At 54.4% G+C, this 26,304-nt stretch carries 19 protein-coding genes and 2 pseudogenes; 8 read left to right on the top strand and 13 right to left on the bottom strand.

Annotation, left to right across the window (positions count from 1 at the left end; translation table 11 throughout):
• Together APU11_RS07920 and APU11_RS07925 are read right to left on the bottom strand one after the other, a co-directional pair.
• On the bottom strand, positions 1-827 hold an 827-nt coding region (locus APU11_RS07920; RefSeq protein ID WP_060578405.1), incomplete at its 3' end, for a hypothetical protein.
• 4 nt (positions 828-831) lie between these two features.
• Positions 832-1,617, bottom strand: a complete 786-nt coding sequence (locus APU11_RS07925; protein ID WP_058650724.1) for a metallophosphoesterase — start codon at positions 1,615-1,617, stop codon at positions 832-834.
• 161 nt (positions 1,618-1,778) lie between these two features.
• Between APU11_RS07925 and APU11_RS27665 the strand changes: the two are divergent.
• From APU11_RS27665 to APU11_RS07955, 4 genes and pseudogenes are all read left to right on the top strand, one after another.
• Positions 1,779-2,808: pseudogene (locus APU11_RS27665) on the top strand (IS630 family transposase).
• A 301-nt stretch (positions 2,809-3,109) separates the two neighbouring features.
• Positions 3,110-3,722: pseudogene (gene istB / locus APU11_RS28570) on the top strand (IS21-like element helper ATPase IstB); the annotation flags it as partial.
• 244 nt (positions 3,723-3,966) lie between these two features.
• The gene (locus APU11_RS07950) at positions 3,967-4,932 is read left to right on the top strand and encodes a hypothetical protein (protein ID WP_020688653.1); all 966 of its coding nucleotides are present in this window, start codon (positions 3,967-3,969) and stop codon (positions 4,930-4,932) included.
• 15 nt (positions 4,933-4,947) lie between these two features.
• On the top strand, positions 4,948-5,517 hold the full coding sequence (locus APU11_RS07955) for a hypothetical protein (RefSeq protein ID WP_020688654.1): 570 nt from the start codon (positions 4,948-4,950) through the stop codon (positions 5,515-5,517).
• 43 nt (positions 5,518-5,560) lie between these two features.
• Here APU11_RS07955 and silA read toward each other — a convergent pair whose 3' ends face one another.
• From silA to APU11_RS07975, 4 genes are read right to left on the bottom strand one after another with little or no spacing between them, the layout of a single operon-like run.
• Positions 5,561-8,701 carry a Cu(+)/Ag(+) efflux RND transporter permease subunit SilA gene (gene silA, locus APU11_RS07960; RefSeq protein ID WP_058650727.1) on the bottom strand — a complete coding sequence of 1,047 codons (3,141 nt, stop codon included), beginning with the start codon at positions 8,699-8,701 and terminating at the stop codon, positions 5,561-5,563.
• Positions 8,702-8,711: 10 nt separating this feature from the next.
• Positions 8,712-9,953 carry an efflux RND transporter periplasmic adaptor subunit gene (locus tag APU11_RS07965; protein WP_058650728.1) on the bottom strand — a complete coding sequence of 414 codons (1,242 nt, stop codon included), beginning with the start codon at positions 9,951-9,953 and terminating at the stop codon, positions 8,712-8,714.
• A gap of 11 nt (positions 9,954-9,964) precedes the next feature.
• Entirely contained in the window at positions 9,965-10,306 is a 342-nt protein-coding gene (gene cusF, locus APU11_RS07970) for a cation efflux system protein CusF (protein WP_045902986.1), read from the bottom strand.
• Between the two features lie 27 nt (positions 10,307-10,333).
• On the bottom strand, positions 10,334-11,719 hold the full coding sequence (locus tag APU11_RS07975) for an efflux transporter outer membrane subunit (protein ID WP_058650729.1): 1,386 nt from the start codon (positions 11,717-11,719) through the stop codon (positions 10,334-10,336).
• Between the two features lie 163 nt (positions 11,720-11,882).
• Between APU11_RS07975 and APU11_RS07980 the strand changes: the two genes are divergently transcribed.
• Both APU11_RS07980 and APU11_RS07985 read left to right on the top strand, forming a co-directional pair.
• Positions 11,883-12,566, top strand: coding sequence for a copper/silver response regulator transcription factor (locus APU11_RS07980; RefSeq protein WP_029883300.1), 684 nt, complete (start codon positions 11,883-11,885; stop codon positions 12,564-12,566).
• Positions 12,556-14,013: a Cu(+)/Ag(+) sensor histidine kinase gene (locus tag APU11_RS07985; RefSeq protein ID WP_058650730.1), complete on the top strand. Its 1,458-nt coding sequence runs from the start codon at positions 12,556-12,558 to the stop codon at positions 14,011-14,013. The genes APU11_RS07980 and APU11_RS07985 overlap by 11 nt, the downstream gene beginning before the upstream one ends.
• On the opposite strand, the gene APU11_RS07990 is transcribed toward APU11_RS07985, so the two are convergent.
• Positions 13,981-14,892 (bottom strand): LysR family transcriptional regulator, encoded by a 912-nt coding sequence (locus tag APU11_RS07990; RefSeq protein ID WP_038419461.1) that lies wholly within the window; start codon positions 14,890-14,892, stop codon positions 13,981-13,983. The two genes, APU11_RS07985 and APU11_RS07990, sit on opposite strands and share 33 nt — an antisense overlap.
• A 117-nt stretch (positions 14,893-15,009) precedes the next feature.
• Between APU11_RS07990 and APU11_RS07995 the strand changes: the two genes are divergently transcribed.
• Positions 15,010-16,419: an MFS transporter gene (locus tag APU11_RS07995; RefSeq protein ID WP_058650731.1), complete on the top strand. Its 1,410-nt coding sequence runs from the start codon at positions 15,010-15,012 to the stop codon at positions 16,417-16,419.
• Between the two features lie 36 nt (positions 16,420-16,455).
• Here APU11_RS07995 and APU11_RS08000 read toward each other — a convergent pair whose 3' ends face one another.
• From APU11_RS08000 to APU11_RS08010, 3 genes are read right to left on the bottom strand one after another with little or no spacing between them, the layout of a single operon-like run.
• Positions 16,456-17,451, bottom strand: a complete 996-nt coding sequence (locus APU11_RS08000; RefSeq protein WP_058650732.1) for a DUF2891 domain-containing protein — start codon at positions 17,449-17,451, stop codon at positions 16,456-16,458.
• A gap of 23 nt (positions 17,452-17,474) precedes the next feature.
• Positions 17,475-18,461, bottom strand: coding sequence for a DUF979 domain-containing protein (locus tag APU11_RS08005; RefSeq protein ID WP_058650733.1), 987 nt, complete (start codon positions 18,459-18,461; stop codon positions 17,475-17,477).
• Entirely contained in the window at positions 18,458-19,180 is a 723-nt protein-coding gene (locus tag APU11_RS08010; protein ID WP_013096573.1) for a DUF969 domain-containing protein, read from the bottom strand. Before APU11_RS08010 ends, APU11_RS08005 begins: the two co-directional genes overlap by 4 nt.
• A gap of 215 nt (positions 19,181-19,395) precedes the next feature.
• On the opposite strand from APU11_RS08010, the gene APU11_RS08015 reads away from it, so the two are divergent.
• Complete coding sequence (locus APU11_RS08015) at positions 19,396-19,944, top strand: winged helix DNA-binding protein (protein WP_013096572.1); 549 nt, start codon at positions 19,396-19,398, stop codon at positions 19,942-19,944.
• A gap of 2 nt (positions 19,945-19,946) precedes the next feature.
• Here APU11_RS08015 and glgX read toward each other — a convergent pair whose 3' ends face one another.
• Genes glgX through treZ form a run of 3 tightly spaced genes read right to left on the bottom strand, consistent with a single transcriptional unit; the run spans position 19,947 to position 26,287 of the window.
• The gene (gene glgX, locus APU11_RS08020; RefSeq protein WP_058650734.1) at positions 19,947-22,022 is read right to left on the bottom strand and encodes a glycogen debranching protein GlgX; all 2,076 of its coding nucleotides are present in this window, start codon (positions 22,020-22,022) and stop codon (positions 19,947-19,949) included.
• 15 nt (positions 22,023-22,037) lie between these two features.
• Positions 22,038-24,506, bottom strand: coding sequence for a malto-oligosyltrehalose synthase (gene treY, locus APU11_RS08025; RefSeq protein WP_058650735.1), 2,469 nt, complete (start codon positions 24,504-24,506; stop codon positions 22,038-22,040).
• Positions 24,503-26,287 carry a malto-oligosyltrehalose trehalohydrolase gene (gene treZ, locus APU11_RS08030; RefSeq protein WP_058650736.1) on the bottom strand — a complete coding sequence of 595 codons (1,785 nt, stop codon included), beginning with the start codon at positions 26,285-26,287 and terminating at the stop codon, positions 24,503-24,505. The genes treY and treZ overlap by 4 nt, the downstream gene beginning before the upstream one ends.
• Positions 26,288-26,304 lie beyond the last annotated feature (17 nt).

The raw sequence follows: 26,304 nt of genomic DNA on the forward strand, positions 1-26,304 counted from the left end.
GCACTAACCCGTTCATGATGAGAGTGTTGCTTACGAATTGCATGAAGCTCTTCAATTTCTTCAATAGTATTGCCCAGTAAAGATAACAGAAGTTGTTTATTACTTTCGCTCCACTCACCGTTAACTATTTCATAAAGATCGCGTAATGACTTACTCTTAATGACGGTCTGCACTCCAGCCATTTGTTCTAACGCACGTGCTAACTCACTTCTGTCATGTTTGAGCATTGTGAGCATTTGGTACTGAGATAGCAAATCTAACTTTGGTTTTTCGAGAGGGTTGAAATTAGGAACATGGTGGGCCCTACATGCAAAGATTACCAATCTAACAGAATCAAAACTCAATGATGAATTGGATATCTTTTCAATGTTGATTCGAATTTCCTCGAGATTTATTCTCAAAAACTTGCTAACTTCCAATGCTCTTAAATAAACATTGCAGTATAATACCCTATGTTCAAGAACACATTGAAATAACATGAATGATGGTATTGGATCATCACCAGAGTTCATTATTGTCTCTTGATTTATTAAAGAATAAAGTGCCCTGTTACTCGAAGGTTTTTCTTTAAGTTCACTAATAATATTATCGATCCCACCCACTTTATATTGACCATGATTAAAGTACAAGTTTTTCGGACACTCATCCGCACTCCATTGCTCTGCCAGTTGATGAACATCCGATAGAACATTTTCAATAAGAGATGTCGTACTTATTTCGTAGGCAAGAATTAAATTAATTTTATATTCATCAGGTTTGATGCTTGAGCAAGCATCACTAGCAATACTTTCAAGAGAAGAAATTTTCTTATATTCTATGTTAAACATCACGCTACCTTGATAGTTTGATTATATTGATTTCATGATTGTTATTTTCAAAAGCAAAACTATCTATACTTAATGTCTCATTCGAAAAATTATAGTGATTAAATGCATTTAGATACCCTCTTTGATTAAAGTTACCACTTCTGGCTGATATGACCGGAACCTTGCATTTCCCCAGGTGGTAAAGTTGTTCACTATGTTGATGTCCATGCAAAATCATATTAAAGGAATTTTTCTCAATAAACTGTACAAGATCATATGCATTCCTAATGGCGGACGTATCATCTCTAAACTGATTAAGTATATGGTGATGCAATACGAGGATTTTTTTTGTGTTTTTCCCCTCGGTCATGTCTACCTTAAAAACATCAGTATCAATCAATCCATACTTATGGTCTAAATGATATGAACTATTTAAAAGTAAGAAAGTAATATCCTCAACATTAATTACTCTGAATGAATGTTCAGTGAAGTCCATTTCATGATCGCGCCTGAGTCCATAAATAAAGCCATCATAATCACTAAATTTATTATCAACTATATCGTGGTTACCAGGGCAAGCAATGATATTACTCCTATTTAACTTACCATCTGCAATCAATTTTTCAAAAAAAGTAGAGGCTATACCATATCCATTTCTTTGGCCTTTTATTGTAACATCGCCACTAATTAGTAAGATTGGGTTTTCTGTGTTTTCAAGAATGTATTTAGACAGTGAATCGGCAAGTTTGCTTTCCTGAAATGGAGCGTTGGGATCTCCAAAGTGTAAATCAGACAAATGAATAATATCCAAAATCCAAACCCTCTCTTTAGAAAATTAATTCAATAACTGTGTGTGAATTTGATTGTTACTAAATAGCTGCGCGGAATAGTAGATCACTTAAAGGCAACTCAGCCCGGATTGTGCGATCTGATCAATCGCCAAAAATCACAAATCACCAACCGGACTGAGCGATGCCGATCATAGCACCAATTCCCCGCGGCGAACGACGCCTGATGCAGAAAGCTATCCATAAAACTTGTGATAAAAATCATGCCCGCAGACTCACCGCCATGCTGATGTTGCACCGGGGCGAACGAGTCAGCGACGTCGCCAGAACGCTCTGTTGCGCCCGTTCATCCGTCGGGCGCTGGAATAACTGGTTTACGCTGTCGGGTGTTGAAGGCCTTAAATCCTTACCCGCGGGCGCTCCCGGCGATGGCCTTTTGAGCATATCTGCACCCTGCTACGTGAACTGATAAAACACTCTCCTGGTGATTTTGGTTATCAGCGTTCACGCTGGAGCACAGAGTTACTGGCAATAAAAATCAACGAGATAACCGGATGTCAGTTACATGCCGGGACCGTGCGTCGCTGGTTGCCCTCTGCCGGACTGGTATGGCGCAGGGCCGCACCAACACTGCGTATCCGTGACCCGCATAAGGATGAAAAGATGGCCACAATCCATAAAGCGCTGGACGAATGCAGCGCAGTACATCCGGTTTTTTATGAAGACGAAGTGGATATCCATCTCAACCCCAAAATCGGTGCAGACTGGTAGCTTCACGGACAGCAAAAGCGAGTTGTTACGCCGGGACAGAATGAAAAATACTATCTGGCCGGGGCGTCACATAGTGGCACGGGAAAAGTCAGCAACGTTGGCGGCAGCAGTAAAAGCTCCTCTTTATTTATCAGTCTGTTAAAGCATCTAAAAGCACATACCGGCGAGCCGAAACCATCACGCTAATCGTGGATAACTATATTATCCATAAAAGTCGTGAAACTCTGTGCTGGCTGAAAACGAATCCGAAGTTCAGGGTGATTTATCAACCTGTTTACTCACCGTGGGTGAACCACGTAGAGCGGTTATGGCAGGCGCTTCATGACACGATAACGCGTAACCATCAGTGCCATTCAATGTGGCAGTTACTGAATAAGGTACGATATTTTATGGAAACCGCCAGCCCATTCCCCGGTGGGAAACATGGTCTGGCAAAAATGTAGCGGTATTAGGCGCAGCTATTTAGATCTAATTGAATGTGTTAATCACTAAGCGACGGCTATCGAACGCACCCACATAAGGGACTTGGCAGCATACGTGTATGCTTAGCCCGCGTACACTTTTTCCACAAAAAACTGCCCGCTGTGGTCAGCGTATACTTACTTGGAGTGAACTAAGTTTTTTTTTTCAACTCTGATAACGCTACCGCCCTCAGGACAGTCAGTCCTGATAAATGTGAGTTTCGGTAAATGTTATCTAATTTTACATTTTATTCAATAGATCAATCAGATAAGACAAAAATAGCAAGCTCGCCTGCCCGGGGTCAAAACGCTGGAGCAGTTCGACTTCAGCTTCCAGTCTAGTATCGATCGTAAGGTTGTTCGGGAACTGGCCGGGCTGGCGTTCGTGGAGCGCTGCGAGAATGTGATCCTGCGGGGACCACCAGGTGTGGGTAAAACCCATCTGGCTGTTGCTCTCGGAGTGAAAGCAGCAGATGCAGGGCATAGGGTGTTGCTCATGCCACTGGACTGTCTGGTAGCAACGCTTATGAAAGCGAAGCTGGAAAACTGACTGGAGCGTCAGCTACAGCAACTGAGTTATGCCCGGGTGCTGCTCCTGGACGAAATAGGCTATCTGTCGATGACCAGAGAAGAGGCCAGCATGTTCTTCCGGTTACTGAATCGACGGTCTGAAAAAGCGAGTATCATCCTGACATCAAACAAAGGCTTCGCTGACTGGGGGGAGATGTTCAGTGATAACGTGCTGGCAACAGTGATCCTGAACCATCTGCTGCACCACTCACCCTCGTTGAATATCAAAGGAGAAAGCTATCGGTTGAAGGAAAAAACGCAGAGCTGGAGTGCTGGTCAAAAGCGCAACGCCAATCAGCGATGATGAAATGGCGGAAAGCGGACAGCAAAATGACCAAATAGGGGATGCGGTCAAAAAGTTTGTCGGACAAATTCATAAGCGTGAACATACGGCAGAGCAGTTCATAACTAATCTCAACCGGACTCTGACTTGGACATTCAAGGAAAACGTTTGTGATTTGATCACTAAGTTAACGCTGCTATTATCTAAGTCTTAATGTTGGAATCATAATTTTTTTCAATAAATTACCCTGCTAATCAACAGTCCTCACGGAATGAAGGAGCTCTCCGATGAATTTACCCGGTCAGCAGTCGCCTGACAGTACCCTTCCCTCTTATGATCTCTCGCGCAGGCTTGGCCTACAGGTCGGTACTGATATCGACTTTAAAAAGCTGGCCGCGCAACTCGACTGCACACGTAACTTTTACAATGTCGGCATCATTTTTGATGATGGCAAGCAACGCTGGCTAGTTCGCCCGTCACGACGCATTGCTGATGTGAATCAGAGCACCGTCAGCCATGTGGTCATCAGTAAAATTCCGGATGCTAAGGAAACCAGTGCGGAAAAAGCCGTGGTGGCGACGTTAACCACGCCGTCACTTGCGACAGAAATCACCTCAACCGGTTTCGCCTGTGGCGCGATGATTGTTACGCTTGTCATGGCGTTTGGTGCCGGTGCGGCCGTGCCTTTTACCGCTGGCGGGTCCGGTGTGATTGCCGCGATTAGCCTGTCCGGTACGCTGGCAACCGGAGCACAATGCATGATTGGCGCGGGCCGTCTGCTGGCTATCCATAACGACCATGGTTCCGATGTTGCCTGGCTCGACAGCCAGGACTGGTACGTTGCCACCACGACAGTTCTTGATGTCATTTCGCTGGCTGCGGCGGGAACCGCACTACGAGGTACTTTAGAAACGTACAAGCTGATGAAAGCGGCATCTTCAAGTAAAGTTACCGCCTGGTTTCAGAGCCTGAGCCGTGCCGAGCGTAGGCGTATCACGGAAGAGATCATTAAAGCGCAGAATCCAGGCATCTCCAGTGCCGGGGTAAAGGCCGCGATCCGCGCAGGTATTTATCCGAAACGTTTCCCAAGCGAATCGTTACAAAAATCACTGCAGCGCGAGCTGATGAGTGCGGTCAACAACGCATCGGCCTTTGTTGGAAGCTCACTCACTGGAACTATCCGCAATCCACAAAATACCGTCCAGTCAGGGCGCTATGTGGTTGGTGTACTGCAGTCATTTTTACCTAACTAAACGCTGAGTATTCAAATGTTTAAAGTTTTAACCCGTCGCCTGCAACACTGTAACGAGGCGGCCGCCAGCATAAACCATGCCGCCCCGACACAGCTGCAGCAGTTGAAGACGCAGCTGGCCGATGAAATGGGTAAGCCTGTGGGGCTACATACCATGGGTATTCCAGCGGCGGTCAGTACGCTCGGGGTAATTGTCAGTTTCGCCATTCCGCAACTGTGGCTGGGGTATGGCGTAGTCGCCGCACTAGGCCAGCCAGCCGAGCACGTATTCGTGTGGGTTGTGCTGATTGCTCTGCTCTTCGCTGGCATCAACGGCGTGACGATGTTTATGATTGGCAAAGGTAGCATGCGCGCCGTACGGTTACATCTTACTCTGGCGGTGCTAAGCCTGGTATTAACGGCAGCCTATCTGCTGGCCGCACTGAGCGGTAGTTCTTCTCCGGGCGTCAGCCTGACCGCAGCGCTGGTGAGCATTGTCATGCTTGGGCTTAGCGGCAGTTGTATCTTCTCTACCGCTTTCTATAAGATGCTGCTATTTACTTTGCATAACAGAGTCTGGCGCAAGCTTCTCAGCCAGACGCGCTAAACATTTATTCCATAAAAATCCCGCCGCTACCGGCGGGATTTCTTTATTGCTTTTTATACCTGCGCAACCAGATAAGCTTATACGCCGCCGGAATGATAAACAGCGACAGCAGCGGCGCTGTGATCATTCCGCCAATCATCGGCGCGGCGATCCGACTCATAACTTCTGACCCCGTGCCGGTTCCCCAGAGTATGGGCAGCAGACCCGCAATAATAACCGCCACCGTCATCGCCTTGGGTCGGACACGCAGAACCGCGCCATGGTACAGGGCTTCATCCAACGCTTGTGCGGTGAATGTCTCCCGTCGGGATAAGGCCGGGTTCGCTTCGATGGCATGACGCAGATACATCAGCATCACCACGCCAAACTCGGCGGCCACCCCGGCCAGGGCAATAAACCCGGTGCCGGTGGCGACAGACATATGGAAGCCCTGCCAGTACAGGAACCAGATCCCCCCGACCAGGGCGAATGGCAGACTCATCAGAATCAGCAAGGCTTCATCAACGCGGCGGAATGCCAGATACAGCAGAATGAAAATAATCATCACCGTCATCGGCACCATCAGCTTCAGTTTCTTATTGGCATGTTCCAGCAGCTCAAACTGACCGGAGTACGACACGCTGGTTCCCGGTCTCAGCTTCACGTTCTGGCTGATGGCCGTCTTAAGGTCATTGACCACCGACACCATATCCCTGCCGCGGGCATCAATATAGATCCAGCTGGTTGGTCGGGCATTTTCCGTTTTCAGCATCGTCGGGCCGGAAACGACACGTATGTCCGCCACATCCCCCAGCGTGATTTGCTGCTTCATCGGGGTCAGGATCGGCATCTCTTTCAGAGCCTGTGGGCTGTTCCGGTAGTCCTGAGGATAACGAATATTTATCGGGTACCGGGCCACGCCCTCGACCGTTTCCCCTACCGTCTCGCCACCAATGGCGGAGGAGACGAACAGCTGCACATCCCCTACCGTCATACCGAAGCGGGATGCTTTTTCACGATTAATATCCACATCAATGTAACGCCCGCCTTCCAGCCGCTCTGCAAGAGCAGACACCACGCCGGGTACGGTTTTGGCGACCGCTTCAATGCTCTGCGCCGTGGCGTCGATATCCGACAGAATGGTGCCTGACACCTTGATACCAATTGGGCTTTTAATCCCGGTAGAAAGCATGTCGATGCGGTTACGGATCGGCGACACCCAGAGGTTAGCCAGACCCGGCAGACGGACGGTTTTATCGAGTTCGTCAATAATCTTGTCAATCGTCATCCCGGGTCGCCACTGATCCTCGGGTTTCAGTTGAATGGTGGTTTCCACCATTTCAAGCGGTGCGGGGTCCGTTGCAGTCTCTGCCTTACCGGTCTTGCCAAACACAGACGCCACTTCAGGAACGGTTTTGATGAGCTTGTCCGTGGTCTGCAACAGCGCAGCCGCTTCAGCCGGAGAAACGCCCGGCAGTGTTGATGGCATATACAGCAGATCGCCTTCGTTGATCTTCGGCAGAAACTCGCCGCCCATCTGACTCAGCGGCCAGATAACCGTGAAGATCGACAAGGCCGCAACCAGCAGGGTTGTTTTTGGCCAGTGAAGCACCCGCAGCAGCAGCGGATGATAGGCTTTAATCAGCAGCCGGTTCAGCGGGTTACTGCTCTCGGCAGGAATTTTCCCCCGGATCCAGAAGCCCATCAGAATGGGAATGACGATAATGGCCAGCGCGGCTGCGCCTGCCATGGCGTACGTTTTGGTAAAGGCCAGCGGACCAAACAGACGCCCTTCCTGACCTTCGAGGGTAAAAATAGGGATGAACGATAAGGTGATGATCAGCAGGCTGATAAACAGCGCGGGGCCAACTTCAACGGAGGCGTTGGTGATCACCTTCCAGCGGGTCGCGTTATCAATCTGCTCGCCAGGGTGCTGATGTTCCCACTCCTCAAGCCGTTTATGCGCGTTTTCAATCATCACGATGGCGGCATCCACCATCGCTCCCACGGCAATGGCGATCCCGCCCAGGGACATAATATTGGCGTTCAGCCCCTGGAAATGCATGACGATAAAGGCAATACACAGGCCTAGCGGCAGAGAGATAATCGCCACCAGCGCAGACCGCACATGCCAGAGAAACAGCGCGCAGACGATGGCCACCACAATAAACTCTTCCAGCAGTTTATAACTCAGGTTATCAATGGCCCGGTCAATCAGCTGGCTGCGATCGTAGGTGGTAACAATCTCAACACCTTCCGGCAGGCTGGCCTTCAGCGTCTCCAGTTTATCTTTTACCGCGGTAATCACTTCACGTGCGTTTTTACCCGAACGCAGGATCACCACGCCGCCCGCGACCTCTCCCTGGCCGTTAAGCTCGGCGATCCCGCGCCGCATTTCAGGCCCGGTTTGTACGCGAGCAACATCACGCAGATAAACCGGTACTCCGTTCTCGCCGGTTTTCAGGACGATGTTATTGAAATCATCAATGGTCTGAAGATAGCCGCTGGCCCGGACCATATACTCTGCTTCCGCCATTTCGACCGATGAGCCCCCTGCTTCCTGATTAGAGGATCCCAGGGCCTGCTTCACGTCAGCCAGACTGATGCCGTATTGCGCCAGTTTCAGCGGATTGACCTGGATTTGATACTGCTTTACCACCCCGCCGACCGAGGCCACCTCCGCCACGTTCGGGATGGTTTTCAGCTCAAATTTCAGGAACCAGTCCTGCAAGGAACGCAGTTCGGACAGGTCGTGTTTTCCGCTGCGATCCACCAGCGCATATTCAAAGATCCAGCCCACGCCCGTAGCGTCTGGCCCAATTTCCGAACTGACACCAGCAGGCAGCTTCCCCTGAACCTGATTGAGATATTCCAGAACGCGCGAGCGGGCCCAGTAGAGATCGGTCCCGTCTTCAAAAATAACGTACACATAGGAATCACCAAACTGTGAAAACCCACGCACGGTCTTCGCACCCGGCACCGACAGCATGGTCGTGGTGAGCGGATACGTCACCTGGTTTTCGACAATTTGCGGTGCCTGGCCGGGGTAGCTCGTTTTAATAATCACCTGAACATCAGACAGATCGGGTAAGGCATCCACCGGCGTATTGATAATGGTCCATGTTCCCCAGACGCTAAGAAACAGCGCCCCCATCATCACCAGAAAACGGTTGGCGACAGCGCGCCGGATAATCCATGCAATCATCGTCGTCTCCTCAATGGCCTGAATGACTCTTTTCAGGCTGACGCATACGCTCCAGCGCACCGGTAATATTGGCTTCGGAATCAATCATGAACAGACCGCTAACTACCACCGACTCCCCTTCGTTGAGGCCGGTACCCACGCCGGACTGCTGCTGGGATTCGTGCAGAACGTGGATCTGCTTCGGCACAAACCGCCCTTCCGCATCAACGGTGATGACCCGCTGTTCTTTACCCGTATCGATAACGGCCTGGGAGGGGATCAACAGCATCTCCTGGCTTTGGGTGTTCAGCTTCAGATATGCATTCATGCCCGGCTTAAGCCGTTCGTCTTTGTTGGAAACCTGCAAGCGAACCTGCAACGTACGGGTGGCAGGATCGACGCTTGGCAAAATGTTCCATTTTTCAACATGAAAAGATGTATCCGGGTACGCCGGGACCGAAATGTCAAACTGCGAGGAGTCTTTCAGCAGATACGCGATGGATTCAGGTATGGCCGCGCTGATCCACACCGGATCCATCCCCTGAATCTGTGCCACAACCTTATCTTTCGAAATATTCATCCCGGTACGCAGGTCAAAGCCGGTGATCACCCCGTCAATGGGGGCTTTGATGGTAAACCGGGTCTGGACCGTGCGGGTCGAGCGTAACCTTTGAATATCCGCTTCCGGCATGCCTGCCAGACGAAGCCGTTCAAGCACCCCTTTCAGCTGCGTGGGCGTGCCGCCGGTGCCGGACAACAGGAGGAACTCACTCTGCGCTTCCACCCACTCCGGAATAGTAATGTCGATAAGCGGCGTGCCTTTCTTCACACGATCGCCTGTCGTCAGGGGATACACTTTCTCCACAAAGCCTTCGGATCGTGCCTGCACAATCACAAACTGATATTCGTTATAGCTGACGTTGGCCGGGATGGTCTGGGCATAATTCAGCATGCCGCGGGTCACTTTTTGCGTTTTTAATCCCAGGTTCTGAACCTGCGTCGGATCAATACGGATACCGGCACCGTTTTTATCGTCATTCTCATCCGCGTATTTAGGGACCAGATCCATATCCATAAACGGCGATTTACCGGGTTTATCGAATTTAACGTCGGGCTTCATCGGGTCATACCAGAAAAGCACCTTTCGTTCCGGCGGGGTAATTTCTGTTTTTTCTGCAGCATAAATATACTGCCACGCCGTCACTGCAATCAGCCCTCCCGCAAGAAGGCTGCCGATTATCATTGCAGCATATTTAACCTTTAACGATGCCATGCCGTGTCTCGCTATTTAATGCTCTTGAGTAAAGAGATATTGCCCTGCTGCACAAAAGAAAATTTCACGTGGTTGCCGACTTTTACGGCCTTAATACTTTCGTCTGCGTCAGTAAAGGTGAAACGCATGGTCATGGCGGGCCAGCCAATTTCCGGGATGGCTTCATGAGCGATCGTTACCTTTTTGTTTGTGAAATCAATGTCCTTTACGATGCCAGTCCCGGAGACAACCTGCTCTGTGGCCCCTTCGCTGGCAGCACTCATCTCTGCGTGCTGATGAACCTCGGCCTGCAGGCCGGCAGAAAACATCATGGAGATCGCACCGAATACAACGGCCTTCATTGAATTACGCATATTATTTTCCTGTTGAGTTAACTGAGGTTATTCGACCCAACCGCCGCCCAGCGCGGTGAAGAGATTAATTTCATTAACCTGTCGGGCGTAAATAAGGTCGAGAATGTTTTGCTGCGTGGAAAACAGCGCGCGTTCCGCGTTTAATACTTCGATATAACTGACCGCACCGCGGGTATATAACCCTCTGGCACGCTGCAGGGTGATGTTTAGCGAATCAAGATACCGCTGTTGCGCAGCAAGTTGCTGGCTGAGGCTGTCCCGCAGTGCGAGCGCGTCGGCGACCTGTTTAAAGGCGGACTGAATTTTTTGTTCGTAATTCACAACCGACTGCTGCTGGCGAATTTCGGCCAGCTTCAGGTTGGCTTTATTCCTGCCCGCATTAAAAATGGGAATGTCTATTTTGGGAATAACGTTCCACATGCCGCTGCCGGACGTGAAGAGGCCAGATAATTCCGTGCTGCCCGTCGAAAGCCCGCTGGTCAGGGAGATGGACGGGAAAAAGGCAGCGCGCGCCGCGCCAATATTCGCATCGGCCGCTTTAAGCTGATACTCCGCCTCCATAATATCCGGGCGCTGCAGCAATATTGCCGATGAAAGATGGGGTGGTAGTTGTACCGGCACAATATCGCTGGCGTTCATTCCGCCGTCGCCAGGTAGCGCGCGATACGTCCCGAGGACCAGTTGCAGGGCATTATTGGCCTGTGCCAGCTCCCCCTCTCTTTTGGCAATTTCTGCCCGGGTACTTTCGATCTGCCCCCGGGCCTGCTCCAGCGCCAGCACGTTCGTGCTTCCCGTCACCAGCTGTTGCTCAACGAAGGCGTAAGACTGCTGATAATTTGACAGCGTATCCCGCGCGATACGCAGCTGTTTGTAGGCCAGCTGCTGGTTGAAATAGCTCTGGGACACATTAGCGACAAGCAAAATATGCACGGCACGACGGGCTTCTTCGCTGGCGAAAAAGTTTTGTCGGTCGGCATCGCTCATGTTCTTTAGCTTGCCAAAAAAGTCGAGTTCGTAGCTAAGCGCAAGTCCCGCGTCGTACTGCTGTGAGGTGGGTTTGTCACTCTTTAGCCCCCCGCTGTAAGTGACGCCCGAGGAGGCGTTCAGCTGAGGATAACGCTCCGCATCCGTCACGTTGAACTGCGCCCGGGCCTCTTCAACCTTCAGCGCGGCCATTTTTATATCGCGGTTGTTCTTCAGGGCCTCTGTAATCAATCCCGCGATTTGCGGATCGACGAAGAAGTTGCGCCAGCCGGTGTCCTGATACATGCCCTCCACGGGCGTCAGGCTGTTACGCGACAGCGAAAACTGCTGGGGTACCGGTGACGTCGGGCGTTGGTATTCAGGGGCCAGCGAGACGCATCCTGTCAGGATAAATACCGTAGTGATGCTTAGTCGTTTTAGCAGGAACATAGCGGTTCAGATGAATTCCAGAGTATTTTTAGGGCTACTCTACTGAACGCGTCCTGTTTGACGGGTGACAGGATAATGACAATGTTGTCATTTATGGCGTAAGTCATTGTTAACGGTCACGGGTGCAATAGAATGTGCTGAGCAGCCAGTCGGGGTAAGCGTGATGAAAATATTGATTGTTGAAGACGAAATTAAAACCGGTGAGTACCTCAGCAAAGGGCTTACGGAAGCGGGCTTTGTGGTGGATCGCGCTGACAACGGCCTGACCGGCTACCATCTCGCCATGACCGCCGATTATGACCTGCTCATTCTGGATATCATGCTTCCTGATGTGAACGGCTGGGATATCATCCGCATGCTCCGCTCTGCCGGAAAGGGAATGCCGGTCCTGTTGCTGTCGGCTCTCGGCACCATTGAGCACCGGGTGAAAGGCCTGGAGCTGGGGGCGGATGATTACCTGGTTAAGCCCTTTGCCTTTGCTGAGCTGCTCGCCCGGGTCAGAACGCTGTTACGACGCGGCAATACGGTGATCGCCGAGAGCCAGTTTACGGTGGCAGATCTGAGCATCGACCTCGTATCAAGGAAGGTAAACCGCGCCGGAAACCGCATTCTGCTCACCAGCAAGGAGTTCAGCCTGCTGGAGTTTTTTGTTCGCCATCAGGGTGAAGTGCTGCCCCGCTCGCTGATTGCCGCGCAGGTCTGGGATATGAATTTCGACAGCGACACCAACGCGATTGACGTCGCGGTGAAGCGGTTACGCGCCAAAATCGACAACGATTACGAACCGAAGCTGATCCAGACGGTGCGCGGCGTGGGCTATATGCTGGAGGTTCCTGATGCAGAGTAAGCCCGCCAGACGCCCCTTCTCCCTGGCTCTGCGCCTGACGTTCTTTATCAGCCTCTCCACCATTCTGGCTTTTTTCGCGTTTACCTGGTTTATGCTCCACTCCGTTGAAAAGCACTTTGCCGAGCAGGATATCAGCGATCTGCAACAAATCAGCCGCGCCATGCACCGCATACTGCAGTCACCCGCGGATCCGGATGAAAAGAAAATCAGCAAAATAAAAGAGTCGCTGGCCAGCTATCGCAACGTTGCCGTCCTGCTGCTCGATCCCCGTGGCAATGTGCTCTTCAGCTCACAGGGTGAGGCCATCCGGCCAGCGGTGAATACCGCGGATTTCAGCGCCCATCGCCGCGCGCAGGATGTGTTTCTTTGGTCAGTGGAGGACGCTGGCAAGGCGATGCACGCCGGGTCCGACATGAAGATGGAAACATACCGGATTATCGCCTCGTCCGGCACCGCGACATTGCAGGGAAAAGAACAACACTATGTCATGCTGATCGGCCTCTCCATTAATTTTCATCTTCACTACCTTGAGGCGTTGAAAAAGAACCTGATTGCCATCGCGGTGGCGATCAGCCTGCTGATTATTCTGCTCATTCGCATCGCGGTACGTCAGGGACACCTGCCCCTGCGTAACGTCAGCAATGCGATAAAAAATATCACCTCAGAGAATCTGGATGCGAGGCTTGAGCCGTCGCGGGTGCCGGTTGAGCTGGAGCAGCTGGTGATCTCGTTTAACCACATGATTGAAAAAATTGAGGATGTCTTTACCCGTCAGGCAAATTTCTCTGCCGATATCGCCCATGAGATCAGAACCCCGATCACCAATCTGGTAACGCAAACGGAAATTGCGTTAAGCCAGAACCGCTCGCCGAAAGAGCTGGAGGATGTGCTGTACTCCAGCCTTGAAGAGTACAACCGGATGACCCGCATGGTCAGCGATATGCTGTTCCTGGCCCAGGCGGATAATAATCAGCTGATCCCTGACAGGGTAACCTTTGATTTGAGCGCGGAGGTGATGAAAGTCTTTGATTTCTTCGAAGCCTGGGCGGAAGAACGCCATATCACGCTGCGTTTTAACGGCACGCCCTGCCTGATAGAAGGCGATCCGCAGATGTTCCGGAGAGCCATCAATAACCTGCTCTCCAATGCCCTGCGCTATACGCCGGACGGAGAAACGGTGACCGTGTCGGTAAGCGAAAAGGAAAACGTGTGCGAGCTGATCGTTACCAACCCCGGCAAGCCGATCCCTGAAGCACATTTGCCCCGGCTGTTCGACCGCTTTTACCGGGTGGATCCGTCCAGACAGCGAAAAGGCGAAGGCAGCGGGATCGGCCTGGCGATTGTGAAATCCATCATCACCGCGCATCACGGCAACGTGCGTGTGGAATCCGATGCTGTGTCGACCCGTTTTATATTATCGGTGCCGCGACTGATGGCACACCGCTAGCACCTTCTCTCTGAGCCACCGGTGGCCCGGATCCTGTTCCATCCGCGGGTGCCACATCTGAGATACGGTAATGGTCCGGGTGTTGAACGGCAGTTCAAAGATGTGCACGTTCTCGCTCATCGGTTGATTGAGCAGATACAACGCCGGGACCATCGCAATCAGATCGGACGCCAGCGCCACGGATAAGGCCGTCGGAAAACCGGGCACCACGCTGGCGATTTTGCGTTTCATCCCCCGCGCGGCCAGGGCATCATCAACAAAACCGTGTGATGAGCCATTTGGCGCGGTCACCACATGACCCCAGGCGACATAATCCTCAAGGCTGACTGCTGGCAGCGCCGCCAGCGGATGCCCTTTGCGCACCGCGCCTACAAAGCGGTCCTCAAAGAGCCGCTGCAGACGAATTTCGGGCCCCATGTTGCTCTGCACACCAATTTCCAGGTCAACCAGCCCCTCCCGCAGATAACGCGACGTTTTCTCCGGTTTTGGGGCAAAGCGGATGCAGACATCCGGCGCTGCTTCCGCAACGGCCGCAATCAGCAACGGGCCAAACGCCACCACAAAGCCATCATTGGCTCTGACGGTAAACACACGTTCAAGATTTTCTGCCCGGAAGGTGTCCGTTGAAGGCTGTAGCACCGCCCTTGCCTCATGCAGCGCATGTCGGGCGCGATCCCGGGTGGCTTCGGCCCACGGAGTCAGCACCATCTGACGCCCGGCACGCACCAGAATCGGATCGCCGGTGACCTCACGAAGTCTGCTCAGCGTGCGGCTCATGGCTGAGGTGCTCAGGTTAAGACGCCGCGCCGCCCCCGCCACGCTGGCTTCAGCCAGCAGGATGTCGAGTGCGACAAGCAAGTTGAAATCAGGATCGGTCACAAAACCTCCTCATACAGGGCGTTTGATGCAACGTATAAGTGCAAATACTGCGTCTTCCGCCCTGTATAACCCATTACTATAGTGTCGTCATCAACATTCTTGCCTGGAGATAACACGATGACGCTCTTTTCAAACCAACCCGGCGACGAAGGGTTACCGGGACATGAACGCGCCCGGGTGATGGCTGCAGTGATGACCACCACGTTGATGGGCGTCTTCGATGGCACCATGATCAACATTGCCCTGCCATCAATGGCCAGCGCGATGCAGGTGCCCGCGAATGTCGCAGTCTGGTTCGCCAACGGTTACTTGCTGTCTGCGGCAATGACGTTAGCCATCTTCGCCGCACTCGCCGCGCGGGTGGGTTACCGCCCGGTGTTTCTGGCAGGACTGGCTACGTTTACCCTGACCTCGCTCGGCTGCGCGCTGGCAACAACGCCGGAAATGCTGATCGGGATGCGTATTTTGCAGGGTATCGGCGGCGCGGCCACGCTGAGTATTGCCCCGGCGATCCTGCGCTCGGTATTCCCTGGACGGCTGCTTGGCCGCATTCTGGGGCTGCACGCCCTGCTTATCGCCGCCAGCACCGCTATTGCACCGGTGCTGGGCGGAACAATACTCGACGTACTGAGCTGGCAATGGCTGTTCGCGATCAACATTATGCCCGGCACCGTTGCCCTGCTGCTGGCCTGGAAAGCGCTGCCGCGGGCGACGGCCTCTGATACGTCCCCGTTCGACGTGCCCGGTGCCCTGCTGTCCGTGATCCTGCTGGGGTCAATGATCATGGCGGCAAACAGCGTAGAGAATAGAGCGCACGCCATCAGCACCGTTTGCTGGGCATTTGTCGCTACGGTCAGCCTCATCGCTTTTGTCTGGCATATCCGCCGTGCCCGGAGCCCCATCCTGCCACCGGTGATATTCAGCAACGGACGGTTTACCCTCGCCGCCCTAACCTCGCTGGCCTCGTTTGTGAGTCAGGGCATTACCTTTATCGCGCTGCCGTTTCTGTTTCAGAGCGTGTACGGCTATAGCCCGGCGATCTCCGCTTTACTGTTCACCCCCTGGCCGATAGGTATCGTACTCATTGCGCCGCACGCGGGCCGTTGGGCAGACACGATCTCCGCCCCGTTGATCTCCACGCTTGGACTGATGATTTTTGTCGTTGGGTTGATTTTGCTGGCGACGCTGCCTGCCGGCCCTTCTGCCTGGGATATCTGTCTCAGGAGCCTGGTGTGCGGTATCGGCTTTGGCTGTTTCCAGAGTCCCAATAACCGTGAAATGCTCTCTAACGTTGCCCGGGAGTACGCCAGCTATGCATCCGGGGTATTGTCCATCGTCAGAACGTTCGGCCAGTGTCTCGGTGCCGCCGTGGTGGGAGTTTTGCTGGCTGCGACCGCAGGGTCAGATCATCAAATGCTGGATGACGGTGCCGTTCATATTGCGCTGTGGATCGCGGTGATCGCGTCAACTGCGTCAGTATTATTTAGCGTTAGCCGACTGCGTCGCGCGCGACAGGCTACGGCATAAATGCCAGGGCAGCGTCCTGCGACGCTGCCCCCATATTTACTCCAGCGCCAGCAGCGCAAAACTCGCCAGCCAGTGCCCACCGCTGTAGTGGCTGCCGACAACATGCCCGACGCTCGCCGTCAGGTGTTTCGCCACCGCATCACGCAGCGCCTGCTGCGCCGGATGATCCTCCGGCAGCGCACTGGCAATATGCTTCATGCACCAGGCGCGGCTGAGGTTTAATCCGTCCAGATGCGCAATTTTGGGGTCGGTACGGTCGCTCACTTCTGCCGGGTTCATCAGCGCAGAAACAGCCCCGATATTCGGCAGAAACGCGTCGAACCAGGCCGGGAAATTCTCCGCGACCTTGCTCATCAGCAGAGCCTCTGTCAGCGCGCCGGATACATACTCATCACCACCCGGTTCATAGTGAGCCGGATACTGGGTATCCGCGTGATAAAACCGCGTCGCCGCCTCCAGAATGGCACTCTCCAGCGCGTTATCTTCCACCGCCCGGGCGTAATCGATCCCCAGCGCGAGGGCAAACGCGGTGTTGTAATGCGTGCCAACCCGGATCGGGTACGTCAGCTTACTGAGGTAATCCACCAGACGGTTGCGAATGTCCTGCGTTAACGGCGCAAGCGTCTGATACCAGCCTGCCGCCTGCGGCAGCGATGACTGTTTCAGCTCCTGGGCCAGTGCCAGCAGCCAGCCATAGCCATACGGACGCTCGAACGAGGCACGGAACGGCGCGTTGAAATAAGCCAGCTCCTGCGCCACGTTTTCTGGCGTGAGATGGTCGGCAAACAGCGTGATAATGTCATCCCGGCACGACAGTTCCGGGTAGAGGCGCAGGCAGCGCAGCAGCAACCAGTAGCCGTGTACCGCCGAGTGCCAGTCAAAACAGCCATAAAAAATGGGATGCAGTTCGCGCGGCGGCAGGACGTCCCCATCATCATTGAGCAGATGCATAATGTGGTTCGGGTATTCCTGGCGCAGATAGGTCAAAGGCATTCTGGCAAAAGCATCAGCCTGGTGTTGCGTTAATTCCATCACAGCTCCTTAGGTTGCCACGCTTAGCGAAACACGAGGAAATACATTAAGAACACGTTGACCACCAGCAGGGTTAACGCGGTCGGGATCTGGATCTTAATGACCTGATATTTGTCTTTCAGCTCCAGTAACGCGGCGGGAACGATGTTGAAGTTCGCCGCCATCGGCGTCATCAGCGTGCCGCAATAGCCAGCGTACATACCAATCGCCAGCAGCGGTGCCGGATTACCGTGATGCACGTGGATCAGAAACGGTAAGGCGATACCGGCGCTCAGCACCGGGAAGGCCGCAAAGGCATTACCCATGATCATGGTGAACAGCGCCATGCCGACGCAGTAAATCACCACCAGCATAAAGCGGCTGTCCGGGTTCACAAACAGGCTGACTACCTTCTGCACGGAGTTGCCGGTATTGGCCACCACAAAAACCCCGCCCAGCATGGCCAGCATCTGCGGCAGGATCACCGCCCAGCCAATGGTATCCACCAGGCGGCGAGACTGACGGACGGCATGCAGCGGCGTACCTTTTGTCAGCCACCAGCCGGTAAGGATGGCCGCCACACAGGCCACGCACAGCGCCGCCAGCGTGAGCTGTTTTTGATCGAGCAGGTAAACCCCGCCAATCGACACCCCTTTCAGGAACAGCGTGCCGATAACCGTCACTACCGGGATCATCAGGGTCGGTAAAAACAGCCAGTTTTTCAGCCGGTTTGATGAGGCAACACGCTCTGGCTCGCTGGCCATTTTGTACTGCCCTTTACCGACCAGCCCAAAGCCTGCCAGCAGGGCAATTACAATCACGGCGCCGCCAATGATCCGGTACGCCAGCGAGCGGCCCAGCTCCTGCACCATCAGGTCACCGAACAGGAAGATCCCACCGAACAGAAACCAGAACAGTGCCGTGGTAAAACGTTTGGGGTTGGCGCGATCGCGCAGGGTCATGACCACCAGCAGCATCACGACAAAGCCAATCAGGTAGTACACGCGGTTAATGGTGAGCAACGTCATCATGGCGCGATCTCCTGCGTTCCCTGCCCGGCTTTCCAGGCCATCACGTCACGGCGGATGCTGGCATCCAGGCGCAACAGACGCGTCATATGAATAATCAATGCCGCAATCGCCGTCGGGATCGCCCAAAGGCCGATATGCAGCGGTTCAATCCCCTGAATACCGTTCTCCTTCAGGAAGGCGTCGATCAACAGCACCGCCCCGAAGGCGATAAAGATATCCTCGCCAAAGAACACCGCGATATTGTCACACGCGGCGGCATGGGCTTTGATTTTGTCGCGAATATGCTGGGGCAGTTCGCCGTACTCGTTCAGCGCCGCCCCTTCGGCCATCGGTGCCAGCAGCGGACGCACCGTCTGGGCATGACCGCCCAGCGACATCAGCCCCAGCGCGGCCGTCCCCTCGCGGGCGACAAAATAGATCATCAGAATACGCGCCGAAGTGGCGCTGGCGATCTTCGCCACCCACGCCTGTGCGCGCTCTTTTAGACCGTAATATTCCAGCAGACCAATAACCGGCAGGATCAGAATGAATGTGGCCAGAGAGCGGCTGTTGACGAACTTCTCGCCGAAGGTTTCCAGCAGCATGCCGAAATCCATCCCAACCAGCAGACCCGTCGTCAGCCCCGCTACCACGACCACCAGTAGCGGGTTGAAGCGCAGGGCAAAACCAATAACCACCACCGGGATCCCGATAAGCGGCAACAGTGTAGAACCGTCCATAAACGTTACCCTATCCAAAGTGAGCGTTGCGCGCCGACGGCTATTTTTTTAATTTGCGGCGAGCGATGTTGTGTTTTCCGTCAGGCTTCGAAAACCTGCGTTAAAAAGCTATATCTGAACCGCAAAAACATGTAAACAATTTATCAATAAAATGTTCTTATTTTATCGATGAGTTTACATTTCCGGGCAACAGCCACACTCCCGTAAGGAACGTTATGACCCTGAAGAAAAGTGCTGCATCAATGAATCACGACGACATTAACGACGGCCGGATCGTCTCCTCCCGCCATCTGGTTTCCGAGCGCTGCGCGGAGCTATCGGAGCTGGAGTACGCGCTGATCATGACCAGTAACGCGTTCAATAAATGGATGGTGCGCTGCATGACCGCGGCCGGTGAGCCGGATATGGGGGCCTTTGACGTCTCGCTTTTGCATCATGTGAATCACCGCAATCGCAAGAAGAAGCTGGCCGATATCTGTTTTGTGCTCAACGTGGAAGACACCCACGTGGTGACCTATGCGTTGAAAAAGCTGGTCAAGGCGGGCTACGTCACCAGTGAAAAAGCAGGAAAAGAGCTTTTCTTTTCCACCACGGAGGCGGGAAAAGCACTGTGCATGAAATACCGGGATGTGCGCGAAGCGTGTCTGATCAACATACATGCCGAAAGCGGGATTTCGGGTGCCGCTATCGGTGACACCGCCCAGCTGCTGCGCACCATTTCATCCCTGTATGACACCGCCGCACGGGCGGCGGCATCACTTTGACATCACGGGCGTCTGAAGAGAGTAATACTGCGTCCCGCCAGTTCGTAATCCACGGTCCGGGTGATGACCTCGCCCGTGGCAACCTCCCCAGCCGTGGAGAGCTCCAGCACCCAGCCTCCTTCACCAAACTGCGGGATCTGGAACGACACGGCGCCTTCGAACGGGTTGAACAGCATCAGCACGTCGTGCCAGATCCCCTCCTCCTGGATGAGATCGGGCCGGCTGATGGAGACGCCGATTGTCGAGCCTTCCTCCCATTGCTCAGACTGCTGCGGTCCTCCTCCGGCGTTAAACCAGCGGATCTCAAGACCGTCTCGCCAGCTCTCCCGGCGCAGCAGCGGCTGTTTGGCGCGAAGCGCAATCAGGTGCCGGGTAAACTCGCGCAGCGTGACGTCGTTTTCTGACAACCCTTTCCAGTTGATCCAGGAGATCTCGCTGTCCTGGCAATAGCCGTTGTTGTTCCCTTTTTGCGTCCGGCCAAACTCATCCCCGGCCAGCAGCATCGGTGTACCGTGGGAGAACAACAGCGTGGTGAGGAAGTTCCGTTTCTGCCGTTCACGGGTGGCAATAATGTCGGGGTTCTCGGTCGGGCCTTCCTCGCCATAGTTATACGCGCGGTTATCGTTATGCCCGTCGTTGTTCTCTTCACCATTATCGGCGTTGTGTTTCTCGTTGTACGACACCAGATCGTTCAGCGTGAAGCCGTCATGCGCGGTAATAAAGTTGACGCTGGCCCACGGGCGACGCCCGCGTAAATCATAGAGATCGCCCGAGCCCAGCAGGCGGGCGGCAAAATCAGTGGGAACGTTATCGCCCCGCCAGTATTCGCGAACGGTATCGCGATATTTGTCGTTCCACTCGCCCCAGCCGGGCGGGAAGCCGCCCACCTGATAGCCGCCGGGGCCGATATCCCAGGGCTCACCGATGAGCTTGAGTTTTGATAAAACCGGATCCTGGGTCATGGCATCAAAGAAGCCACCGCGCGGATCGAACCCTTCTGGCTCGCGCCCCAGTATCGTGCCCAGATCGAAGCGAAAACCGTCGATATGCATCGATTCCGCCCAGTAGCGCAGCGAATCCATGATCATCTGCAGCACACGCGGGTGTGAGGTGTTCACCGTATTCCCCGTGCCGGTGTCATTGATGTAATAGCGATGCTGATCCGGCAAGGTGCGGTAATAGCTGTAGTTATCGATACCCTTGAATGAGAGCGTCGGGCCAAGCTCATTGCCCTCTGCCGTGTGGTTATAGACCACATCCAGAATCACCTCGATACCCGCGTCATGGTAGGCGCGGACCATATCGCGAAAACCCTGGATCCCTGCAGGGCCGTAATAACGTGACGCGGGCGCAAAAAAGCCCAGCGTGTTATAGCCCCAGAAATTCTTCAGGCCGCGGTCCAGCAGGTGCTGATCGTCCGGGAACCAGTGAACCGGCAGCAGCTCGACGGCGGTGATACCCAGACTTTTGATGTAATCGACCGAGGCTTTATGCCCCATGCCTTCAAAGGTGCCGCGCAGCTCGGGCGGTATCGCCGGGTTGAGCTGGGTAAAACCTTTCACATGGCTCTCATAGACCACGGTATGCGGCCATGGGATCGCTGGCCGCTGATGGTCCTGCCAGTCAAACGCATTCGGATCGATGACCCTGCATTTTGGGGTGAACGGCGCGCTGTCACGCGTATCAAAGCTCAGATCCAGCGCATCATGACCCAGTTCGTAGCCAAAATGGGCATCATTCCAGTCGATATCGCCCACCAATTCACGAGCATAGGGATCGATGAGCAGCTTATGCGGGTTAAAGCGATGCCCGTTTTCCGGATCATAAGGCCCGTAGACGCGATAGCCATACAGCGCGCCGGGCTGGAGGTCGGGCACATAGCCATGCCAGATCTCGTGGGTATATTCCGGCAGCCCCAGACGGGCGATTTCCGTTTTACCGGAGGGGTCAAACAGACAGAGCTCCACCCGCTCGGCGTGAGCTGAAAAAAGCGCGAAGTTAACCCCTTTCCCGTCATAATTTGCACCCAGCTGCTGGCCATGACCGGCCCGTATGTCAAACGTATTTTCCTTTGCCATTTTCGTTCTCCACGATTATTCGCAGGTAAGCAGAACTAACAAACTTCCTGTTTCAGACGTTAAATCCAGCGTCTCCCGCAGCGCCCGACGTTCACCGGTAAACAGATCCCGGTAGCGTTTCCCGGAAAGCTCTTCGGGGATGACGACCGAAGTGTTGGCCCACAGCGTTTCGTTTGTGGGGGTAGCAAAAACCAGACGCGGTACGGCAACAATCAGCGCCTCCCCGTCCTTCACGCGCGCGTAGACAATCAGGTTTTCCTCGCGCTCGCCGCTGACCTTCAGCGGCAGCCAGTCGCCGTACTGGAAGAGCGATAAATAGTGCTGCCGGACGCGTAACAGCGTGGCGGTGACATACTGCTTCACCCTGCCGTTTCGCCACTGCTGTTCGTCGGCAAACAGCTTTGCGTCGGCGCTGCTCAGGTTTTGCCTCAGCGTGGCGAAATCCGGCTCCAGCCGGTTATCCGGGTCGACCAGGCTAAAATTAAGCGCCTCGCTTCCCTGATATATATCCGGTACGCCCGGCGCCGTCAGTTTGATCACCGTCTGGCTCAGGCTGTTCATCAGCCCGGCGCGGATAAAGGGTTGCAGGGAGGACGAGAAATCATGCAGGAACAGCGTGTTCTCAGGGGACAGCAAGTGCCGGACGTAATTCAGCACCACGCTCTCATAGCTCTCATTGCTGTCGATCCAGTCGGTACGCTGTTTGGCCTCGCGCAGCGCTTTCTCAATAAACCCGAGGAAACGCGCTTCGAGAGACTTCAGCCCTTCACTATCGTCAGGCGACAACGTTGCAGGCCAGACGCCCGCCAGCGCCTGGTAGATCATCCAGGTATCGGCCGCGTTTGGCGCGGTACCGTCATTGAGAAAACGCACCTGGGTCTGGTTCATCTGCCGCCAGCGCGCCAGATTTTCACCCCACTGTTCCGGGGCTTCCGTCAGGGTGTAGAGGCGTGCCCGCGCGTCTTCCCCGCGCTTGGTGTCGTGCGTGGAGGTCCCCAGCAGCGCATCGGGCTGACGGGCCAGACGGATGCGCATCTCCTGGTGAAAGCGGGATAACGAGAACGCGCGCGGGGTGGGATCGGCCCCCACTTCGTTCAGGGCGAGCTCGAGGTTATGGCGGAAAAAGAGCGTATCTTCCACCGATTTCGCCATCAGCGGCCCGGTAAGCTGCTGGAAGCGGGTTCTGAACAGCGAGGCCGCATCGCGGCTGCTGGCGTCCAGGTCGCCGGTGAGGATCCTCACCAACAGGCTTAACGCCGGTTCCGGTGCGTCGACGCTGGCAACAACGCGGTTCAACAGCGCGACATCCGGGGCGGTTAACCCGTCGGTGGTGCCGTAGGTGCGGTAGACCGGAAACGCAATCAGCAGTTCGCGCAGCGTGTAGCGTATGTCGTCCTGCGGCACGTCAATGTCGTTGCATCGGGCAAGGTCGGTGGCAATGTTAAGCAGCGTGGTGAATTCACCCTCAAAATTGCGATCGGTCATCAGCCCTTTAGCGTTGCGAAGTTCCGCATGGCGATCGACCGTCACGCCCAGCGTCTCGTCGTGGATTTTTTCCAGCCGCCCGAGGTTATTATCGTCGACCAGCACTTCGGCCAGCGAGGCGATAAACTCATATCCGGTGGTGCCGGATACCGGCCATTCCACAGGCAGTTGTTCCCCTTTGGCGAGAATTTTTTCCACCGTGATATAACAGTCGGGACCGGTTGCCTGCCGTAACCGCTGCAGGTAACCCAGCGGGTCGGCCAGCCCGTCGATATGGTCAATGCGCAACCCGTCGACAATGCCGGTATGCACGAGCTCGAGGATCAGGCGATGCGTATCCTGAAACACTCCCTCGTCTTCCACTCTGACGCCCACCAGGCCGGTAATTTCAAAAAAGCGCCGCCATGAGAGCTGTTTCGGCGCTTCCCGCCAGGACATCAGCCGCCAGCTCTGCGCCTCGTGGATCGCCTCGATGCTTTTCTCCGCAGCCCATGTTCCGGGGTTAAGCGGATAGGCTGTGTCATAGTAGACCAGCGCGGCCTCACCGGTGACACTGTCACGTTTCAGAGTAATTGCCCCTTTCTCCAGCTCGGCCTCAAAGGTGTCGCCAAGAAACGGCAGCGTCAGCGGGCGCGACCAGTCGATATCAAAATAGTGCGCGTAACGGCTTTGCTGACCAAACGCGATAACATCCCGCCACCAGCGGTTTTCCAGCGAGGTCGACATATGGTTAGGGACGATGTCCAGAATGAGCCCCATTCCCGCCTGCCTGAGTGCCACCGTCATGCGGTCGAAACCGGCGCGCCCGCCAATGGCGGGATCGATTTCGTTAGGATCGGTGACGTCATAACCGTGGGTTGAACCGGTGGTGGCGGTAAATATCGGTGAGGCATAGAGATGGCTGATCCCGAGGTCTTTAAGGTATGGCACCAGCTCCACCACGCGGTCAAAGGTCATGCCATTGCGGAACTGTATTCGGTATGTGGCACAAGGGATCATGATGCGTCTCCATCTGCAAAACGAACGACAATGCTGTTTGGCACTAACACCTCAGCGGCCTCCGGCCAGCTAAAGAGCGTTTCGCCTGCCAGCGCAGGAACGTCAACGGGCTTATTACCGATATTCAGCGCCAGCGACAATGTACCCGTCGGGAAAGACCAGCTCACCGCCACCATACCGGGAGCGGTCTTAACGATTTTGCCCTCAACGGTGCCGCCAGGGCGAAGTAACGGCACAAGATAGCGATGCCGCAGGACCAGCAGGCTTCGCGTGAAGCGCAGCCAGGATTTACCCTGCGCAGTCGTCACGTTGTGCCAGTCCAGTTTTGAGCGGGCAAAAGTCTGCTCGTCATTCGGATCCGGTACATCGCCATCGTGTCCGCTGTGGCCGGTAAACTCTTTTGCCCGCCCTTCCCGCACGGCTTTCGCCAGATCGCCATGAAAATCCGTAAAGAACAGGAACGGGTTGGTTTCGCCATACTCTTCGCCCATAAACAGCAGCGGGATATGGGGTGACAGCAGCAGCGCGGCGAGCAGAACGCGGGTTTTATCCGCGCCCGCAAGGGTAATAAGACGTTCGCCCTGGGCGCGGTTACCGGTTTGATCGTGGTTTTGAATAAAATCGACAAAGAAGGTCGGCGGCTGGGTGTGGCATTCCACCCCGCGTGAGTGTCCGGTCTGCAAAGAGACCTCACCCTGATAGACAAACCCTTCTGCGAGTGCTCTGGCGAATTTTTTTTCCGGTTCGAAGGCAAAATCCTGATAGTAGGCATGCGTTTCGCCGGTGGCAAAGACGTGGGCGGCGTTGTGGAAATCATCATTCCACTCGGCGGTAAACAGCGGCGTGGCTCCCTTTTCATCGCGTGGATGCAGGAAAATCACGTTACGGCTGTCCTCGGTGGTGAGATGGATATGACGATCCGGGAGCGCTTCGCGGATCGTTTCCGCGATCTGCTGAAGAATATGTTTCGACGCCGTATCTTTAATCTGGTCGATGGCATCAAACCGTAAGCCATCCAGACGGTATTCGGTCAGCCAGAACAGGGGCGCGTCAAGAATGTAGTGTCTGACCGGCTCCCGTTCATAGGCGATACCGTTACCCCACGGCGTCATTCTCTGCGCATCAAAAAACGCGGGTGACAGCAAGGGTAAGTAGTTTCCTTCTGGGCCGAAATGGTTGAGTACGATATCCAGCACGACAGAAAGGCCCAGGCCGTGCGCCGCATCGATGAACGCGTGAAAATCCTCCGGCGTGCCATAGGCGGAATGCGGGGCATACAGCAATACGCCGTCATAGCCCCAGCCGCGGCTGCCGCCGAACTGTGAAACCGGCATAACTTCAAGCTGGGTGATGCCGAGTTCAGCCAGATACGGCAGCTTGTCGATAGCCGCCCGGAAGGTGCCCTGCGGCGTAAAGGTGCCAATATGCAGTTCGTAAATCACCGTCTCTTCCCACGGTCGCCCTGCCCAGTCTGGGTTGATGGGCTGATAGCGGCCGGGGTCAATCACCACGGAGGGGCCATTAACGTCCCCTTTCTGCGCCCGCGATGCTGGGTCAGGTACCGCCATGCCGTCCTGTAAAACGAACTGATACTCGGTGCCATGCGTCACGCCAGGTACGTCAATCTGGAACCAGCCGTTCCCGACCGCCGTCATGGGCAGATCGCGTTCTGCCAGACGTAGCGTAAGTTGTTGTTGTCCCTCAGCCCAGACGCGAAAACGTACAACGTCACTGGAAATAAACTCAGCACCCCACTGCTTTTGAAATGTCCTGAATTCCATTCATTGTCCTCGAATGA

This window comes from Enterobacter sp. 50793107, assembly GCF_001463365.1.
Taxonomy (GTDB): Bacteria; Pseudomonadota; Gammaproteobacteria; order Enterobacterales; family Enterobacteriaceae; genus Enterobacter; species Enterobacter cloacae.

Coding starts and splice junctions, on each gene's coding strand:
- APU11_RS07950 (WP_020688653.1), top strand. CDS start 3,967: ATGAATTTACCCGGTCAGCAGTCGCCTGACAGTACCCTTCCCTCTTAT.
- APU11_RS07955 (WP_020688654.1), top strand. CDS start 4,948: ATGTTTAAAGTTTTAACCCGTCGCCTGCAACACTGTAACGAGGCGGCC.
- silA (WP_058650727.1), bottom strand. CDS start 8,701: ATGATTGCATGGATTATCCGGCGCGCTGTCGCCAACCGTTTTCTGGTG.
- APU11_RS07965 (WP_058650728.1), bottom strand. CDS start 9,953: ATGGCATCGTTAAAGGTTAAATATGCTGCAATGATAATCGGCAGCCTT.
- cusF (WP_045902986.1), bottom strand. CDS start 10,306: ATGCGTAATTCAATGAAGGCCGTTGTATTCGGTGCGATCTCCATGATG.
- APU11_RS07975 (WP_058650729.1), bottom strand. CDS start 11,719: ATGTTCCTGCTAAAACGACTAAGCATCACTACGGTATTTATCCTGACA.
- APU11_RS07980 (WP_029883300.1), top strand. CDS start 11,883: ATGAAAATATTGATTGTTGAAGACGAAATTAAAACCGGTGAGTACCTC.
- APU11_RS07985 (WP_058650730.1), top strand. CDS start 12,556: ATGCAGAGTAAGCCCGCCAGACGCCCCTTCTCCCTGGCTCTGCGCCTG.
- APU11_RS07995 (WP_058650731.1), top strand. CDS start 15,010: ATGACGCTCTTTTCAAACCAACCCGGCGACGAAGGGTTACCGGGACAT.
- APU11_RS08000 (WP_058650732.1), bottom strand. CDS start 17,451: ATGGAATTAACGCAACACCAGGCTGATGCTTTTGCCAGAATGCCTTTG.
- APU11_RS08005 (WP_058650733.1), bottom strand. CDS start 18,461: ATGATGACGTTGCTCACCATTAACCGCGTGTACTACCTGATTGGCTTT.
- APU11_RS08010 (WP_013096573.1), bottom strand. CDS start 19,180: ATGGACGGTTCTACACTGTTGCCGCTTATCGGGATCCCGGTGGTGGTT.
- APU11_RS08015 (WP_013096572.1), top strand. CDS start 19,396: ATGACCCTGAAGAAAAGTGCTGCATCAATGAATCACGACGACATTAAC.
- glgX (WP_058650734.1), bottom strand. CDS start 22,022: ATGGCAAAGGAAAATACGTTTGACATACGGGCCGGTCATGGCCAGCAG.
- treY (WP_058650735.1), bottom strand. CDS start 24,506: ATGATCCCTTGTGCCACATACCGAATACAGTTCCGCAATGGCATGACC.
- treZ (WP_058650736.1), bottom strand. CDS start 26,287: ATGGAATTCAGGACATTTCAAAAGCAGTGGGGTGCTGAGTTTATTTCC.